The sequence below is a fragment of the Geodermatophilus sp. SYSU D00703 genome (assembly GCF_054050155.1).
The window spans coordinates 229,104-244,860 of record NZ_JBJGYU010000002.1 but is presented as its reverse complement, the minus strand read 5'-3'; the positions used below and the strand labels follow the sequence as shown (position 1 = coordinate 244,860).

Below are 15,757 nucleotides of genomic sequence, written 5' to 3'. Positions count from 1 at the left end.
CGCACGGAGGGGTGCAGCGGTCGGGGGCACCGGCGGTCGGGGGCTCAGCCCTGCCAGCGGGCGACGACGTCGGAGAAGGCGGCGGCTGCCTGCTCGAGCTCGGCGAGTTCCACGTACTCGTCGACGGCGTGCATCACCGCCGGCGTGCCCGGCCCCCACACGACGATGGGCGCGCCGCCGACCACCTGGCCCAGTACCGACGCGTCGGTGAAGTAGGTGGCCGGCGTGGGCAGCACGGGCGCGGGCAGCGCGGCCACCCACGGGTCGTCGGCGGGGGTGCCGACCGGTGGCAGGTCCACCCGGACGTCGACGTCGGCCACCTCGGGCTGGTCGCGCCACCACGCCAGCAGCGGGGCCCCGTCGGCGACCGTGCGCATGTCGACGACGGCCTCGGCACGGTCGGGGACGACGTTGGGCACGGTGCCGCCCGCGACCACACCCGGGTTCCACGTCTCGGTGCCGAGGAAGTCGTCGCTGCGCAGCGGCAGCGCGCCCCCGGCCCGCCCCAGCACCGCCACGAGGTCCAGGACGGCGTTGTGGCCGCGCTCGGGTGTGCTGCCGTGTGCGGCCCGTCCCGCCGTCCGGACGGCCAGCCAGAGCGCCCCCTTGTGCCCGAGGACGACCCGGTTGCCGGTCGCCTCGGGCACGATGACCGCCCCGACCGACAGGTCGGCGACCGCGGCGGCCGCGGCGGCGGCTCCCTTCGAGCCGATCTCCTCGTCACTGGTGAGCAGCAGCGCCACCGGCGTCCGGGGGTCGGCGGCTGCCAGGGCCGCGGCCGCCGCGACCACCCCGGCCTTCATGTCGCTGCCACCACGGCCCCACACCCGGCCCTGGTCGAGGTCGGCGCCGAAGGGGTCGCGCTGCCAGGCACCGGGGTCGGGCACCGGCACGGTGTCGACGTGGCAGGCGAGCAGCAGGTTCCGGCGGTCGGGGTCGGCCGGCGTCCGCAGGAGGGTCCACGGGTGGTCGGGGTCGCGCCCCTCGGTCACCTGCAGGTGAGGGCCGCGCTCGCGGAGGACGTCGGTCAGCGCGCCGAGGACGTCCCGCTGCGCGACCGCGTCCCCGGAGACCGTCGCGCGCCCCACCAGTTCCCGTACCAGGCCCACCAGGTCGAGGGCGTCCGCAGCCATCCCGCCGTCCTCCGATCAGCCGCCGAGGGAGGCGGACACGACGGCGCGGGCCTCCTCCTGCACCTGCGCCAGGTGGTCGGGGCCCTTGAACGACTCCGCGTACACCTTGTAGACGTCCTCGGTGCCCGAGGGCCGGGCGGCGAACCAGGCGTTCTCGGTGACCACCTTGAGCCCGCCGATCGCGGCGTCGTTGCCGGGGGCCCGGGTGAGCTTGGCGGTGATCGGCTCGCCGGCCAGCTCGGTCGCGGTGACGTCCTCGGGCGACAGCTTGCCCAGCTTGGCCTTCTCCTCGCGGGACGCCGGGGCGTCGACCCGGGCGTAGGCGGACTCGCCGTACTCCGCGGTCAGCTCGGCGTGCAGCTGCGACGGCGAGCGGCCGGTCACCGCCTGGATCTCGCTGGCCAGCAGCGCGAGCAGGATGCCGTCCTTGTCCGTCGTCCAGACGCGGCCGTCGCGGCGGAGGAACGACGCGCCGGCCGACTCCTCGCCGCCGAACCCGACGGACCCGTCGAGCAGGCCGGGGACGAACCACTTGAACCCGACCGGCACCTCGACCAGCCGCCGGCCCAGACCCGCGACGACCCGGTCGATGAGGGACGACGACACGAGCGTCTTCCCGACGGCGGTGTCCTGCCCCCACTCGGGCCGGTGGGAGAACAGGTAGGAGATCGCCACGGCGAGGAAGTGGTTGGGGTTCATGAGCCCGCCGTCGGGGGTGACGATGCCGTGCCGGTCGGCGTCGGCGTCGTTGCCCGTGGCGATCTGGAACTGCTCGCGCTTGCCGATCAGCGAGGCCATGGCGCTCGGCGAGGAGCAGTCCATGCGGATCTTGCCGTCCCAGTCGAGGGTCATGAACCGCCAGGTGGGGTCGACCAGCGGGTTGACCACGGTGAGGTCGAGGCGGTGCCGCTCGGCGATCGCGCCCCAGTAGTCCACGCTGGCCCCACCGAGCGGGTCGGCACCGATCCGCACCCCCGCGTCCCGGACGGCGTCGAGGTCGAGCACGTTCGGCAGGTCCTCGACGTAGGAGCCGAGGAAGTCGTGGCTCTGCGCCGCCGCCCGCGCCCGCGAGAAGGGGACTCTCGAGACGCCGTCCAGCCCGGCGCGGAGCAGCTCGTTGGCGCGGTCGGCGATGGTCTTCGTCGCGTCGGTGTCCGCGGGGCCGCCGGACGGCGGGTTGTACTTGAAGCCGCCGTCGCGGGGCGGGTTGTGCGACGGCGTGACCACGATGCCGTCGGCCAGGCCGGAGGTGCGGCCGGCGTTGGCCGTGAGGATGGCGTGGCTCAGCGCCGGCGTGGGCGTGTACCGGTCGTCGGCGTCGACCAGGACCGTCACGTCGTTGGCGACGAGCACCTCCAGGGCGCTGGCCCAGGCCGGCTCCGACAGCGCGTGGGTGTCCCGGCCGAGGAACAGGGGACCGTCGTAGCCCTGGGCCGCGCGGTACTCGCAGATCGCCTGCGTCGTGGCGAGGATGTGCGCCTCGTTGAACGCGGCGTCGAAAGACGAGCCGCGGTGGCCGGAGGTGCCGAACGCCACCTGCTGCGCCGGGTCGGTCGGATCCGGTTCCCGGGTGTAGTAGGCGGTGAACAGCGAGGCCACGTCGATGAGGTCGCTCGGCCGGGCCGGCTGCCCGGCGCGGGGGTCGGTCATGCGCCGATCTTGGCCCGTCAGGCACTCCGAGCGCGACCGGTGCTGGAGCCACGCACGTCAACGTGCGGGGACGGGCGCGCTCGGTCGTCCGGTACTCGGTCACCTCGGCTCCTCTCACTGGCCCGATCCCACCAGGCGGAGCACCCTGGGCGCGGCTCGCCGTCCACAGGGGACAGCGCTGTCCACGACCTCCCTGACCGGCGGTTTCCGTCGTACCGCGGCCCTGTTCTCGACCCGTCGGACCGGTACCGGGCTGCGGGACGAGGGCGAGGTGTCCGAGCTCCACCCCGCCCTCGACGGCCTGGCCGAGGTCGACCTCGCCGAGCTGTCCGACGACGCGCTGCTGGACCTGGTGGGGGAGCTGAGCACCGCGGCGAACCGGGTGGTCGCGCGCTCACCTCGGCGGTGCGGGCGGCCGACCGCCGGGAGTGCCACCGGCGCGACGGCGCGGTGTCGATGCAGAGCTGGTTGCGCGGCAGCTGCCGCCTGGCTCCGGCAGAGGCCACCGCGATGGTGTCGGCGGGACGACGGCTCGAGCAGCTGCCGGCCACGGCGGAGGCGTTCGCCGCCGGCGAGATCACGGCGACCCACGCTCGCCTGATCACCCGTGCCGTGAGCCCGCGCCGAGTGGCCAAGGCCGCCGAGGCGGGGATCGAGCTGGCGGAGACCAACCGCATCCTGGCCGAGCTCGCCCGGCAGACGAACCCGGCCGAGACGGCTCGCGGCGTGGCCCGCTGGGTGTCGGGGGTGGTCCCGACGGTGCCCTCGACGACGCGGCCGACACCCGCCGGCGGTTCACCATGGCCCGCGGCCTCGACGGCCGGGTGCACCTGCGCGGTCACCTGGACGCCGTCGGCGGGGACCTCCTGCACACCGCGCTGGCCGCGCTCGTGAACGGCGACCGCCCGGCAGGTGACACCCGCTACCACGCCGGGCAGCAGGCCGACGCCCTGGCCCGTGGCGCACTCGACGGTGGTGCACTGCCCCGCCGTGCGCGGGGAGCACCCGCACGTGCGGGTCACCATCGACTGGCAGGCCCTCTGCGCCGCCCGCGGCGCACCCGGAGTGGCCGGCGGCGAGCTGGCCCGGGCCGGTCCCATCACCCCCGAGACCGCGCGGCGGCTGGCCTGCGACGCCGGCGTCGCCCGGGTCATCACCGGCCCCGACGGGCTGCCGCTCGACCTGGGCCGCGCCCGGCGGACGGCCGACGCGGCGATCCGGCGGGCCGTCGAGGTCCGCGACGGGCACTGCGTCTTCGCCGGCTGCGACGCCCGCCCGAGTGGTGCGACGTCCACCACGTCGTGCACTGGGCCTTCGGCGGCCCGACGACCTGCGAGAACGGCGCGCTGCCCTGCGAGCGGCACCACACCGCCTGCCACGAGGGCGGCTTCTCGGTCAGCCGCGACCCCGGCACCAGCCGCTGGCACACCTGGCGCCCGGACGGCACGGAGGTCCTCGGCCGCGCCGGCCCCTGAGGCCGACGGTGGGTGCGGATGCCGGCCGACGAGCAGGCCTGCGCGGCCTGGACCGTCAGCCCTCGACGCGCTCCAGGAACCGCTTCAGCGTCTCGAGGAAGACCTGCGGCTGCTCCGAGTGGACCCAGTGGCCGGCGTTCTTGACCCGCACCAGCCGGGTGCCGGGGAACAGCTGCTCCATCCGGTCGCGGTCCCCGGGCAGCACGTAGTGCGAGTTCACGCCAGCGATCCACAGCACCGGACCGTCGTACCGGGCGCCCGGGGGCGGCTCGGGGAAGCCGCGCAGCTCACCGAGGTCGCGCTCCAGCAGTTCCAGGTTCAGCCGCCAGCGCCAGCCACCGTCCGCACCGAGCCCCTCCCGGACCAGGCTCTGCAACAGGAACGAGCGGACCATCCGGCTCGGGACGACGGTGCGCAGCGCGGCGTCGGCGTCCTCGCGGCTGGTGAGCGCGCCGAGGTCCATCGCCCGCATGGCGGCGATGTAGGCGGCGAAGGGGGAGGCCTCCTCGTCGGGGTCGTCGGTACGGCCCCCGGACACCGGGTACTCCGTGGGGGAGATGTCGACGACGACCAGCGCGCGCAGCAGGTCCGGGTGCCGCAGCGCGACCTGCATCGCGACCTTGCCCCCCATCGAGTGCCCGACGAGGGTGACCGGCTCCCCGAACGACCGCAGCTCGGCGGCGACCAGCTCGGCCATGTCGAGGTAGTCGACCCGCTCGGTCCACGGCGAGTGCCCGTGGTTGGGCAGGTCGAGGAGGGTCACCCGGTGCTCGCCGGAGAGCCCCTTGGCGATCGTCGTCCAGTTCTTGCCCTGACCGAACAGCCCGTGCACGAAGACCACCCGCGGTCCGTCCTCGCCCAGGGTGCGGGCGTGCAGCCGTTCGTCGGGGTTCTCCGTCACGGACGCGATTCCACCAGAGCCGGGGGAGCGGCCGCACTCAGCCGGGAACGTGGACCTCGGTCTGCCCGGTGCCGCGGTCCCAGCGGATCCAGCCGTGCTCGAAGTCGCTGCGGCGTCCGCCGTCGACCTCGTACTCGTCGGACACCGGGTAGCCGAGGCCGCTGCGCTCCCAGCCCAGCTCCGCCCACCGGGCGCGGATGGCGCCGTACACGTCGTGGGCGCCGGTGGCCGGGGTCCAGTAGATCGACGCGCCCCAGCCCCGCTGTGGTGCTGGTACCGCCCGACGCCGTCCGGGGCGACCGACTCCCAGGTCACCGGCGCACCGAGGTGACTGCCCTCCGGGCCCACCTCGCGGTAGTGCTGCTCGACCCCCGACCAGTTCACCGGCACGCCCAACCGCTGCCCGACCCGCTCCCGCTCGGCGAGAACCGGCCAGACGTTGGCCAGGCAGCCCTGCAGCGCGATCGACTGCTGCTGCATCACCTGTGCCGTCCGGCCGGGGGAGGGGCAGCCGGCGTGCGGGACCCCGAGCCAGTGACCGACCTCGTGCAGGACGACGTACCGCTGGTACAGCGCCAGGGAGTGCGGCCACGAGGCGGTGGCGGTCCGCCACCGCTCGTCGTTGACGAGGACGGTGCGCCCCACCCGGCAGCTCCAGGTGGCGCTGCAGCCGGCAGAGGCGGCGGCCACCACGTCGGGGGCGGCCAGGACCAGGTCGAGGTCGCCCCCCGACGGCACGGGGACGAACGCCAGCGTGCCGCCTAGGCTCCAGCCGCGGGGGTCGGTCAGCGCGTCCTGGGCGACCGCGCCGAACTCGACGAGGTCGCCGAGGACCTCGCCACGTGCGGACACCGTGTAGGTGACGGCCTGGTCCGCGGCCTCGGCGGACGAGGCCGGGACGAGCGCGGCCGCTGCCGCGACCAGTGCGGTGAGGACCGCCTGCGGGGCCTTCGTCATCGCGCACCTCGGAGCACGGGCGCCGAACCCGCGCGTCGGTCGACGTCGTGGCGACGGCCCGCACGGCACGGTCCGCCGGTCTGCCGCCGCGACCGTGACGGCGATCGGCGGACGACGTGCCGGGCGGCCTGCCGAGGCCGGCGGCAGCGGCGACCTACCGTCGTCGGACGACGAAGGGGGAGCACACCCATGCCCGGACGGCGCCGCCGGACAGCCCGGTCGACGAGCCAGAGCCGCTCGACCAGCACCCGCGCCAGCACCACCCGCAGCACGACCGCCGCACGCCGCACGCCGGCCCGGCGGGCCGCGAAGCCGGCCCCGGACCGCCCGGTCGCGGGCCCGGGGGAGCGGGTGTGGGTGCTCGCCGTGCCGTTCCGCGCTCCGGCACCGGGGACCCAGTGGCGCCCCGACCTGCAGGCCCACGTGTACGTCGGCCAGGAGCTGCCGCCGGAGCTCGCGCCCTACGACCCGCCGCCGTACACGTTCGAGCGCTTCCTCGAGGACGAGCTCAACGCCACGCCGCGCCCGGTCCCCGCCGCCCGCCCCCTGCAGCCGCGCGACGAGCAGCTGACCGGGGCGGCCGCGATCGCCGCCTCGGCGAAGGCGGGGCACCGGGTCTTCCTGCTGGGGGACGACCCCGGTGTGGGCAAGACCGGCACCGCCGTCCTGGCCGCCCGGGAGGTCGCGGCGCAGCGCGGCGGCCGCACGGTCCTCGTCGTCGCCGACCGGCCGGCGGCCATCACCATCCCGCACTGGACCCGGTCGATCGCCGGCTTCGGCGACGGCGGCCTGCGCTGGTGCGTGACCACCTGGGACCGCCTGGCGAAGGTCAGCAAGCTCCGGTTCGACGTGGTCATCGCCGACGAGGCGCACATGGTCCGGCACACGACGACGCAGCGGTGGAAGCACTGGAAGGCGGTCTCGGGCGCCGGCCGGGTCAAGGACGCCCCGTTCGTCATCGCGGCCACCGCCACCCCGGCGCACACACCGCTGGAGCTGTCCTACCTGGCCCCGCAGTTCGCGCAGCGGCACGGCGAGCCGCTGCGCGCGTGGGGCGACCTGCCGGCGAGGCTCGCCGAGCACGGGTTCCACGTGGAACGGGGCCGGTACGGCTGGGCCTGGACCGAGGACGCCGACCGCCGCCGCGCCGACCTCGCCCGCCTGCAGGGCTGGTTGGCCGACGAGCACCCGCCGGCGACCCTGCACCGCCCGGCGCCGTGGGGCCCGGTGTCGGTCACCGGGACGCCGGTGTCGCTGACCCCGGCCGAGCGCGCCGCCTACGAGTCGGAGTGGCAGGAGTTCCGCGCCGAGATGCAGCTGGCCCGCCGCGGCCGGCAGACCGCGCGAGGGCGGGCGGCGCTGCTGCGCTTCCGGCAGAAGGCCGGGCTGATCCGCGCCCAGGCGACCGTCGACTGGGTCAAGGCGCAGGTCGAGGCCGAACGGCAGGTCGCCGTCTCGGTGGAGTTCGTGGAGACGGCGGCCGACCCGATCCGCGAGTCCCTCCTCGACTCCGGGATCGCCGTCGCGGCCGTCTACGGCCGCGACCGGTTCGACGTCGAGGCCGAGCGGCTGCGGTTCCAGACCGGGGCGGCACCGGTGTGCGTGTTCACGGTGACCGCGTCGATCAGCCTGCACGCCGGCGAGCTGCTGCCGGACGGGTCCGCCGCCTCGGCCGCGCCGCGGGTCGGGCTGTTCCACCAGCCGCGATTCTCCGGCATCCAGGCCCGGCAGGTCACCGGCCGCACCCACCGCGACGGGCAGGTCTCCCCCTGGCGGGTGGCGTTCGCCGAGGACACCGTCGAGGAGCAGGTCGCCCGGGTGATGGTCGAGCGGCTCGCGGTCAGCGGCTCCACCGCGGGTGCGGACACGTCGTCCCTCCAGGAGATCGCCGAGCTGCTGGACGCCGACTGGCTCCCGTCGACCGCGCTCACCGGCACCGACTGACCGGACTCCCACCGGCGCCGGTCAGCCGAGCCGGGAGTGCCGCCGCAGCACCTCGAGGACGGCCGGGAGGTGCACCAGCGGGTCCGTGTCGAGCTCGAACGCGACCGACGCGTGGCCGGCTGCGAGCGGGACCACCAGCTGGTGGGAGTTGCCGTACCCGACGACGAGGTAGCGCAGGCCCGCAGTCGATGTCGCCGCGCTGCCGGGCCAGCGTCAGCAGGGTCGGGTTGACCAGCAGCTCCTCGTACCCTTCTCCGCGCTCGAGGCGCCGACCAGACCGGCCCGCGAGCGCGTCTCGACCTGCTGGCCGTGGCCGAGCGCCACGGAGCGCACCGTGGGGGAGACGCCGAACAGCTCGTCGTGGAGGTCCGCCACGGGCCGCACCGTAGCGGGGCCGTGCTCCCCGGCGGGCTTGTTAGGTTCGGGACCGCAAGTGGCACGGGGTGCCCCCGCCCGGGGCTGAGAGGACACCCGTCGAACCTGCTCCAGTTCGTACTGGCGAAGGGATGTCACGGCGTGGGAGCCATGGACCTGCGCGCGGCCCGCGAGGCGCTGCGCACCGCTGCACCGCTGGTGCACTGCCTGACCAACACCGTCGTCCAGACGATGACCGCCAACGCCCTGCTGGCCGCCGGCGCGGCGCCGGCGATGGTCGACGCGCCGCAGGAGGCCGGGGACTTCGCCGCGGTCGCCTCGGCGGTGCTGGTCAACGTCGGCACGGTGCACGCGCGCACCGCCGAGGCGATGCGGTTGGCGGCCCGCTCCGCCGGCGCGGCCGGGACACCGTGGGTGCTCGACCCGGTGGCGGTCGGCCCGCTGGCCTACCGGACGGCGCTGGCCGCCGAGCTGGTCGAGCTGCGCCCCACCGCGGTCCGGGGCAACGCCTCGGAGGTGATGGCGCTGACCGGGGCCGGTGCCGGCGGCCGCGGCGTGGACAGCACGCACAGCACGGACGCGGCCGCCGAGGCCGCCGCCGACCTGGCCCGGCGCACCGGCGGGGTGGTCGCGGTCAGCGGCGAGGTCGACCTGGTCACCGACGGACGGCGGACCGTGCGGGTGGGCGGCGGATCGGTCCTGCTCACCCGCACCACCGGCGCCGGGTGCGCGCTCGGCGCCCTGGTCGCCGCCTACCTCGCCGTCTGCGACGACCCGCTGACCGGCGTCGTGGCCGCGCACGCCCACGTGGCGCTCGCCGCGGAGGTGGCCGCCGACGTCGCCGACGGGCCCGGCACCTTCGCCCCGGCCTGGCTGGACGCGCTCGACGCGCTCGACGGGGACTCGCTGACCCGGGCCGACGTCCGGGAGGCGGCGTGAGCGCGCTCGACCCGACCCTCTACCTGGTCACCGACACGGGGCTGTCCCGGCCCCGGCCGGTCGCCGACGTCGTCCGGGCCGCGGTCGCCGGCGGGGTCAGCGCCGTCCAGGTGCGCGACAAGACCGCGTCCCGGCGCGATCTGCTGGCCCTGACCCGGGCGGTCCAGGCGGCGCTGGCCGACCGCCCGGACGTCGCGGTGGTGGTGAACGACGCCGTCGACGTCGCCCTGCTGGCCGGCGCCGGGGTGCACGTCGGCCAGGACGACCTGCCGCCGGCCGAGGTGCGGCGGCTGCTGGGCCCCGGTGCGCCGCTGGGCCTGAGCGTGACCTCCGCCGCGGACCTCGACGCCGCACTGGCCCTGCCGCCGGGCACCGTGGACCTGGTCGGCATCGGCCCGGTGTGGGCGACGCCGACCAAGCCCGACGCCGCACCTGGCCTCGGCCTGGCGGGCACACGGGCACTCGCCGCGAGCGCCCGCGCCGCAGGGCTGGTCGCGGTCGCGATCGGCGGGATCGACGCCGGGCGGGCCGCGGCGGTGGCCGCGACCGGGGTGGACGGGGTCTGCGTCGTCTCGGCGGTCTGCGCGGCGGCCGACCCCGCGGCCGCCGCCCGCGAGCTCCGGGCGCGGATCGACGCGGGGCGCTCGGTAGGTGCGCCACGGTGAGCGGCGTCCCGGTCACGCTCACCGTGGCCGGTAGCGATCCCAGCGGCGGTGCCGGCGTCCAGGCCGACCTGAAGACCTTCAGCGCCCTCGGCACCTACGGGACGGCGGTGCTCACCGCCCTCACCGCGCAGAACACCCGCGGCGTCACCGGCGTCCACCCGGTGCCGGCGGAGTTCGTCACCGCGCAGCTCGAGACGCTGCTGGACGACGTCGAGGTGCACGCCACCAAGACCGGCATGCTGGGCAGCGCGGAGGTGGTCCGGGCCGTTGCGGCAGCGCTGGGCGGCCGCCGGGCGGGCCCGGTCGTCTGCGACCCGGTGATGGTCGCGACCAGCGGCGACCGGCTCATCGACGAGGCCGCGGTGGACGCCGTCCGCACCCACCTGCTGCCCGTGGCCGACCTCGTCACGCCCAACGTCCCCGAGGCGGCGGTGCTGCTCGGCGGGGCGCCGGCGACGAGCGTGGCCGAGCTGCCCGGCCAAGCCACCGCGCTGCTGGCACTCGGCCCGCGCGCGGTGCTGCTCAAGGGCGGTCACCTCGGCGGGGAGGAGAGCGTGGACGTGCTGGCCACCGCGGACGGCGTCACCGTGACCCGCCGCCCCCGGGTGCGGACGACGGCGACGCACGGCACCGGCTGCACGCTGTCCTCGGCCCTCGCCGCGCTCGCCGCCCGGCGCCGCACCGACGACTGGACGCGGCTGGTCGACCCGGCGCGCGACTACCTGCAGGCCGCGCTGGTCGCCGGGAGCGGCCTGGGCGTCGGGTCGGGGCACGGCCCGGTGCACCACTTCGCCGGCATCTGGCCGTCGTGAGCGCCACGGGGGACGACGCCGTGCGCGCCGCCGGGGACGACAGCTCCGAGCCGGGCAGCGCCGTGCGCGCCGCCGGGGACACCCGCGGAGGAGCCGGGGACGCCTCGTTCACCGCGCGCGCCTGGGCCGCGACCGCCGGCCTGCGGGCGGCCATCGACGACCTGCCGTTTCTCGCCGAGCTGGGCTCCGGCGCCCTGGACCCGGCGACGTTCCGGCACTACCTGGAGCAGGACACGCTCTACCTCGCCGACTACGCCCGGGCGCTCACCCTGCTCGCCGCCCGCGCCCCGGACTCCGCCGCCGCGTCCTTCTGGGCGACGTCCGCGGCCGCGACCGCGACGGTCGAGCGGCAGCTGCACGCCGACCTGCTGGCCGCGGAGCTGCCTGCGGCGGACCGGCCGGCCGGCGACCCGGTGCCCTCACCGACCTGCCTGGCCTACGTCTCCTACCTGGTGGCCACGGCGGCGACGGCGCCGTACGCGGTGGGGGCCGCCGCCGCGCTGCCCTGCTACTGGGTGTACGCCGACGTCGGCGGGCGGCTGGCGCGGACCGCCGCGCTGGTCCCCGGGCACCCGTACCTGCGCTGGGTCGCCGCCTACGGCTCCGCGGAGTTCCAGGAGGCCGCCCGCGAGGCCCGGGCGCTGGTCGACGCGGCGGCCCGGGACAGTCCCGGCGCCGAGCCGGCGATGCTGCGCGCGTTCACCGTCGCCACCCGCTACGAGCTGGAGTTCTGGCGCGCCGCCCACGCGCGGGAGAGCTGGCCGGACCACGTCTGAGCCCCTCAGCGCGCCTGGGGCTCGCCGTCGACGACCGGGACGCGGGTGGGCCCGTCGCCGGCGGCCGGTGCCCCGCCGCTGGCGCCCCCGAGACGGCGCAGCAGCGCCGCGACGTCCACGCCGGTGAGGTCGCCGGACAGCTGCAGCCCCTGCGCCACGTTGGCGGCGACCGACCGGCCGAGGGAGCCGGCGCCGTCGGCGGAGATGACGGTCATCTTGTCCACGCTCGACAGCGGGGCCGCGGCCGCCTGCACCACGTCGGGCAGCACCGTCACCAGCATCTCCAGGATCGCCGCCTCGCCGTACTTGGCGAACGCCTCCGAGCGGGCGTCGAGCGCCTCGGCCTCCGCCTGGCCGCGGGCGAGGATGGCCGCCGCCTCGGCCGCGCCCTCCCGCTCGACGGCGTCGGCGATCGCCTGCCGGCGCAGCCGCTCGGCCTCACCGCGCTTGGCACCTTCGATCGCCTCGGCCTCGGCCAACGCCGACCGGCGGGCCCGCTCACCCTCACCGGAGAGCTTGGCCTGCTCGGCGCTGGCCTGGGCGCCGGCGATCGTGGCCTGCCGCTGCGCCTCCGCGGCGAGGATCGCGGCGTTCTTTCGGCCCTCGGCCTCCTGCTCGACGCGGTACCGCTCGGCGTCCGCGGGACGGCGCACCTGGGTGTCGAGCTGCCGCTCGGTCAGCGCGGCGGTGCGGACGGCGACCTTCTCCTGCTCGGTGAGAACGGCCTGGTCCTGCGCGGCCTGCGCCAGCGGCCCCGCCGCGGCCGCCCGGGCCTTGGCCGCGTCGATCTCGGCGTCGATCTCCGCCTGGCGCAGCGCGAGCTGCCGCTGGGCGACGGCGATCGCCTCGTCGGCGAGCAGCTTCTCCTGCTCGGCGGCCTGCCGGGCCCGGGCCTCGGCGATGCTCGCCTCCTTGAGCACCCGCGCGGCCTCGGGGCGGCCCAGGTCGGCCAGGTAGCTGCCCTCGGCCTGGATGTCCTGCAGCTGGAACGTGTCGAGCACCAGCCCCTGCCCCGTGAGCGAGGACTCGGCCTCCTCGGCGACGGCGGAGGCGAACGCGGCCCGGTCCCGGATGATCTCCTCGATCGTCAGCCGGCCCACGATCGAGCGCAGCGCACCGGCGAGCACCTCCGAGGTGAAGGTGTCGATGCCCTCCTGCTGGTTGAGGAACCGCTGCGCGGCGGCGCGGATGGAGTCCTCGCTGCCGCCGACCTTGACGATGGCCACGCCCTCCAGGTCGCACTTGACGCCCTGCTTGGACACCGCGCCGCGGATGCCGACCGGGATGCGCCGGCTGGAGAGGTCCATCGTGTGCAGCTTCTGCACGACCGGGACGACGAAGACGCTGGCCCCCATGACCACCTTCTGGCCCGACGCGTCGCGGGAGGTGATCCCCGATGCGCTGGTGACCTCGCGCCCCTGCCGGCCGGTGACGATGAACGCCTGGTTCGGGCCGGCCACCTTGATGCGGGACAGCACGAACAGCACCAGCACCAGGACGAGGGCGACGATGCCGCCGACGGCGATGAGCAGGGTCAGGTCCACGGGCGTCAGCCTCCGGTCTCGGGCAGGGGGTCGGGCGCGGTGGAGACGACCTGGACGGCGGTCTCGCTGAGGGCCTCGACGACGTACACGGGCGTACCGGCGGGCAGCGGGACGTCACTGCGCGCGGCGTACTTCAGCTGCTGGCCGGCGAGGGTCAGCCGCACCTCGCCGAAGCCGGCGCTCGGGACGGCGGACACCACGACGCCCTGCGTGCCGACGAGGTGGTGCCGGGTGAGGGTCTCGGTGGTGGGCATGTCCCGCAGCGCGCGGGCGAGCCGGACCGCGCCCCACGCGAGCGGCACCGCGACCGCCAGCCCGACGCCCAGGGCGGCGAGGAGCCGGCCGGCGTCCGGGAGCCCGTGGGGCAGCACGCTCGCGGCGGCGGCACCGCCGAAGCCCACACCGCCGACGAGCGCCGCGATGGCGGGGACGGAGAACGGGCCGTCGGCGTCCCCGGCGAGGTCGCCGATCTCTCCGACGAGCAGGGACAGCAGGAGGACGCCGAGGGCGATGGCGCCGACGACGAGGAGGACTCCCTCCACACGGCTCCTCCCTGTCGGCCCGTCGGTGGGGGACCCGACACTCGCAGCCGCGCCGGAGGTGATCAACCTGTTCCGGCCCCGGGGCGTCCGTCCTCACCCGCACGGAGGACCGGCGACCATGGGGAGGGCCGGCGACAGCGAGGAGGTGGGGCGTGCGGCGGGAGGCGAGCATCCTCCACCTGGACCTCGACGCCTTCTTCGCCGCGGTCGAGCAGCGCGACAAGCCGTCCCTGCGCGGGCGGCCGGTCGTCGTCGGCGGGGTGGGCGGGCGCGGCGTCGTGGCGACGGCGTCCTACGAGGCGCGCGCCTACGGGGCCCGGTCGGCGATGTCGACCGCCGAGGCCCGGCGCCGCTGCCCGCCCGGGACGGCGTTCCTCGGCGGCCGGTTCGCCGCCTACCGCCGCACGTCCGACGTCGTCATGGAGCTGCTGCGGGAGCTCTCCCCGCTGGTGGAGCCGGCCTCCCTGGACGAGGCCTACGTCGACCTGGCCGCCGGCCCCGGGCACGACCTCTCGGTGGACGGCGTGACCGCGCTCGGGCGGCGGCTCAAGGAGCGGATCGCCGCGGCCACCGGCGGGGTGACCGGGTCGGTGGGCATCGGCTCGTCGAAGCTCATGGCCAAGATCGGCTCGGACCTGGACAAGCCGGACGGGCTGGTCGTCGTCCCCCCGGGCGGCGAGCTCGCCGTGCTGCACCCGCTGCCGGTGACCCGGCTGGGCGGCGTGGGCCCGGCGACGGCGGAGCGGCTGCGGCAGGTCGGGGTGCGGACCGTGGCCGACCTCGCCGCGAAGTCGCTGCCGGACCTGGTCGCGCTGGCCGGCCGGGCGCACGGGGCGGGGCTGTACGCGCTGGCCCGCGCCGAGGACGCCCGTCCGGTGGTCGCCGAGCGCGAGGCCAAGTCGGTCTCGCAGGAGGAGACCTTCGAGCGGGACCTCACCGACCTCGCCGTCCTGGGCCGGGAGATCGACGTGATGGCCGCGCGGGTGGCCGCCCGGCTGCGCGCGTCGGCCTACGCCGGGCGGACGGTCACGCTGAAGATGCGCCGCTACGACTTCACCACGCAGACCCGCTCGCAGACGCTGCCGCAGCCGACCGACGACGTCCGGGTGATCTCCTCCATCGCGCGCCGGCTGCTCACCGAGGCGGGGACCGGCGGCGGGCTGCGGCTGCTCGGCGTCGGGGTCTCGGGGCTGTCGCTCTACGCCCAGGGCGACCTGTTCGCGGCCGACGACGGGCCCGCCGAGGCCGCCGAGGACGTCGCCGTCGAGGACCCCTCGACCGCCGAGCCGCCGCCGTCCGCCGAGACGCGGTGGTGGCCCGGGCAGGACGTGCGGCACGACGACCTGGGCCCCGGCTGGGTGTGGGGCCGGGGACTGGGGCGGGTGACGGTCCGCTTCGAGGGCCCGCTCACCCCGCCCGGTCCGGTGCGCACGCTGGCCGCCGACGACCCGGCCCTGCACCCGGCCGACCCGCCGGAGTGGCGGGTCGGCGCGGGAACGCCGGCCGGCCCGGGACCGTGAGGTCCTCGTCGACGTCGACGACCCCGCGTCGTCCGGCCCCTCGGCGAGCCGCTCGAGGCCGAGCCTCGGCCGCGCCGCTGTGGGGAGCCCGGGTCCCGGGTGCCGGTCCGATCGGGACCGGTGCGGTCAGCGGCCGCGTCGCTCCACCCCGGTGACGGCGAAGTCCTCGCCGACCTCGACGGTCACCCGCTCGCCGTCGCTGGTCACGAGGTGGGCCTCGTAGACCCCGTCGGAGTCGGTCTCGACCCGCCGGATCGTGGCGCCCGGGTACTCCGCCAGCGCCACGTCGGTGACCCGCTCCGCGGTCTCCCCGGTCAGCGGCTGCTCGTCGCGGTGGCCGCGGTCGTCGTCCCGGCTGACCGACGGGCCGTCCCGCCCGCCGTCCGAGGCGGCGTTGGCGACCAGTCCCGCGGCGACGACGGCGCCGGCGAGGACGCCGCCCGCCACCAGCGCGGCGGACCTGCCCCACCCGCGCGAGCGGGTCCGGGGCGGTGGATCGGACTGCAGAACGTCGTCGGGCACGA

At 76.5% G+C, this 15,757-nt stretch carries 15 protein-coding genes, 2 pseudogenes and 1 riboswitch; of the genes and pseudogenes, 8 read left to right on the top strand and 9 right to left on the bottom strand.

The window, feature by feature from the left end; genetic code table 11:
• Positions 1–44: 44 nt before the first annotated feature.
• Together ACI782_RS04675 and pgm are read right to left on the bottom strand one after the other, a co-directional pair.
• Positions 45–1,133 (bottom strand): M20 family metallopeptidase, encoded by a 1,089-nt coding sequence (locus ACI782_RS04675; RefSeq protein WP_456906577.1) that lies wholly within the window; start codon positions 1,131–1,133, stop codon positions 45–47.
• Positions 1,134–1,148: 15 nt separating this feature from the next.
• Entirely contained in the window at positions 1,149–2,783 is a 1,635-nt protein-coding gene (gene pgm, locus ACI782_RS04670) for a phosphoglucomutase (alpha-D-glucose-1,6-bisphosphate-dependent) (RefSeq protein ID WP_456906575.1), read from the bottom strand.
• A 405-nt stretch (positions 2,784–3,188) separates the two neighbouring features.
• On the opposite strand from pgm, the gene ACI782_RS04665 reads away from it, so the two are divergent.
• Positions 3,189–3,677 (top strand): DUF222 domain-containing protein, encoded by a 489-nt coding sequence (locus ACI782_RS04665; RefSeq protein WP_456906573.1) that lies wholly within the window; start codon positions 3,189–3,191, stop codon positions 3,675–3,677.
• A gap of 407 nt (positions 3,678–4,084) precedes the next feature.
• On the top strand, positions 4,085–4,258 hold the full coding sequence (locus tag ACI782_RS04660; RefSeq protein WP_456906571.1) for a hypothetical protein: 174 nt from the start codon (positions 4,085–4,087) through the stop codon (positions 4,256–4,258).
• Between the two features lie 55 nt (positions 4,259–4,313).
• On the opposite strand, the pseudogene ACI782_RS04655 reads toward ACI782_RS04660, so the two are convergent.
• From ACI782_RS04655 to ACI782_RS04645, 3 genes and pseudogenes are all read right to left on the bottom strand, one after another.
• A pseudogene (locus ACI782_RS04655) lies at positions 4,314–5,093 on the bottom strand (alpha/beta fold hydrolase); the annotation flags it as partial.
• 103 nt (positions 5,094–5,196) lie between these two features.
• The gene (locus ACI782_RS04650; protein ID WP_456906784.1) at positions 5,197–5,370 is read right to left on the bottom strand and encodes an LGFP repeat-containing protein; all 174 of its coding nucleotides are present in this window, start codon (positions 5,368–5,370) and stop codon (positions 5,197–5,199) included.
• Positions 5,371–5,624: 254 nt separating this feature from the next.
• Positions 5,625–6,116: pseudogene (locus tag ACI782_RS04645) on the bottom strand (DUF3152 domain-containing protein); the annotation flags it as partial.
• 189 nt (positions 6,117–6,305) lie between these two features.
• Here ACI782_RS04645 and ACI782_RS04640 point away from each other — a divergent pair.
• On the top strand, positions 6,306–8,060 hold the full coding sequence (locus ACI782_RS04640; protein ID WP_456906569.1) for a helicase: 1,755 nt from the start codon (positions 6,306–6,308) through the stop codon (positions 8,058–8,060).
• A gap of 213 nt (positions 8,061–8,273) precedes the next feature.
• Here ACI782_RS04640 and ACI782_RS04635 read toward each other — a convergent pair whose 3' ends face one another.
• Entirely contained in the window at positions 8,274–8,435 is a 162-nt protein-coding gene (locus ACI782_RS04635; RefSeq protein WP_456906567.1) for a hypothetical protein, read from the bottom strand.
• A 54-nt stretch (positions 8,436–8,489) separates the two neighbouring features.
• Positions 8,490–8,584: riboswitch (TPP riboswitch) on the top strand.
• 1 nt (position 8,585) lies between these two features.
• Here ACI782_RS04635 and thiM point away from each other — a divergent pair.
• From thiM to ACI782_RS04615, 4 genes are read left to right on the top strand one after another with little or no spacing between them, the layout of a single operon-like run.
• Entirely contained in the window at positions 8,586–9,374 is a 789-nt protein-coding gene (thiM, locus tag ACI782_RS04630) for a hydroxyethylthiazole kinase (protein ID WP_456906782.1), read from the top strand.
• Positions 9,371–10,039, top strand: a complete 669-nt coding sequence (thiE, locus tag ACI782_RS04625; protein ID WP_456906565.1) for a thiamine phosphate synthase — start codon at positions 9,371–9,373, stop codon at positions 10,037–10,039. The genes thiM and thiE overlap by 4 nt, the downstream gene beginning before the upstream one ends.
• Entirely contained in the window at positions 10,036–10,851 is an 816-nt protein-coding gene (gene thiD, locus ACI782_RS04620; RefSeq protein ID WP_456906563.1) for a bifunctional hydroxymethylpyrimidine kinase/phosphomethylpyrimidine kinase, read from the top strand. The genes thiE and thiD overlap by 4 nt, the downstream gene beginning before the upstream one ends.
• Positions 10,848–11,627 carry a TenA family protein gene (locus tag ACI782_RS04615; protein ID WP_456906561.1) on the top strand — a complete coding sequence of 260 codons (780 nt, stop codon included), beginning with the start codon at positions 10,848–10,850 and terminating at the stop codon, positions 11,625–11,627. Before thiD ends, ACI782_RS04615 begins: the two co-directional genes overlap by 4 nt.
• A 5-nt stretch (positions 11,628–11,632) precedes the next feature.
• Here the strand turns inward: ACI782_RS04615 and ACI782_RS04610 are convergent, their stop codons facing one another.
• Together ACI782_RS04610 and ACI782_RS04605 are read right to left on the bottom strand one after the other, a co-directional pair.
• Positions 11,633–13,171 carry a flotillin family protein gene (locus ACI782_RS04610; RefSeq protein ID WP_456906559.1) on the bottom strand — a complete coding sequence of 513 codons (1,539 nt, stop codon included), beginning with the start codon at positions 13,169–13,171 and terminating at the stop codon, positions 11,633–11,635.
• Positions 13,172–13,176: 5 nt separating this feature from the next.
• Positions 13,177–13,713: an NfeD family protein gene (locus tag ACI782_RS04605; protein WP_456906557.1), complete on the bottom strand. Its 537-nt coding sequence runs from the start codon at positions 13,711–13,713 to the stop codon at positions 13,177–13,179.
• Positions 13,714–13,865: 152 nt separating this feature from the next.
• On the opposite strand from ACI782_RS04605, the gene ACI782_RS04600 reads away from it, so the two are divergent.
• Complete coding sequence (locus ACI782_RS04600; protein ID WP_456906555.1) at positions 13,866–15,233, top strand: DNA polymerase IV; 1,368 nt, start codon at positions 13,866–13,868, stop codon at positions 15,231–15,233.
• Between the two features lie 126 nt (positions 15,234–15,359).
• On the opposite strand, the gene ACI782_RS04595 is transcribed toward ACI782_RS04600, so the two are convergent.
• Entirely contained in the window at positions 15,360–15,755 is a 396-nt protein-coding gene (locus ACI782_RS04595) for a hypothetical protein (RefSeq protein ID WP_456906553.1), read from the bottom strand.
• Between the last annotated feature and the right edge of the window lie 2 nt (positions 15,756–15,757).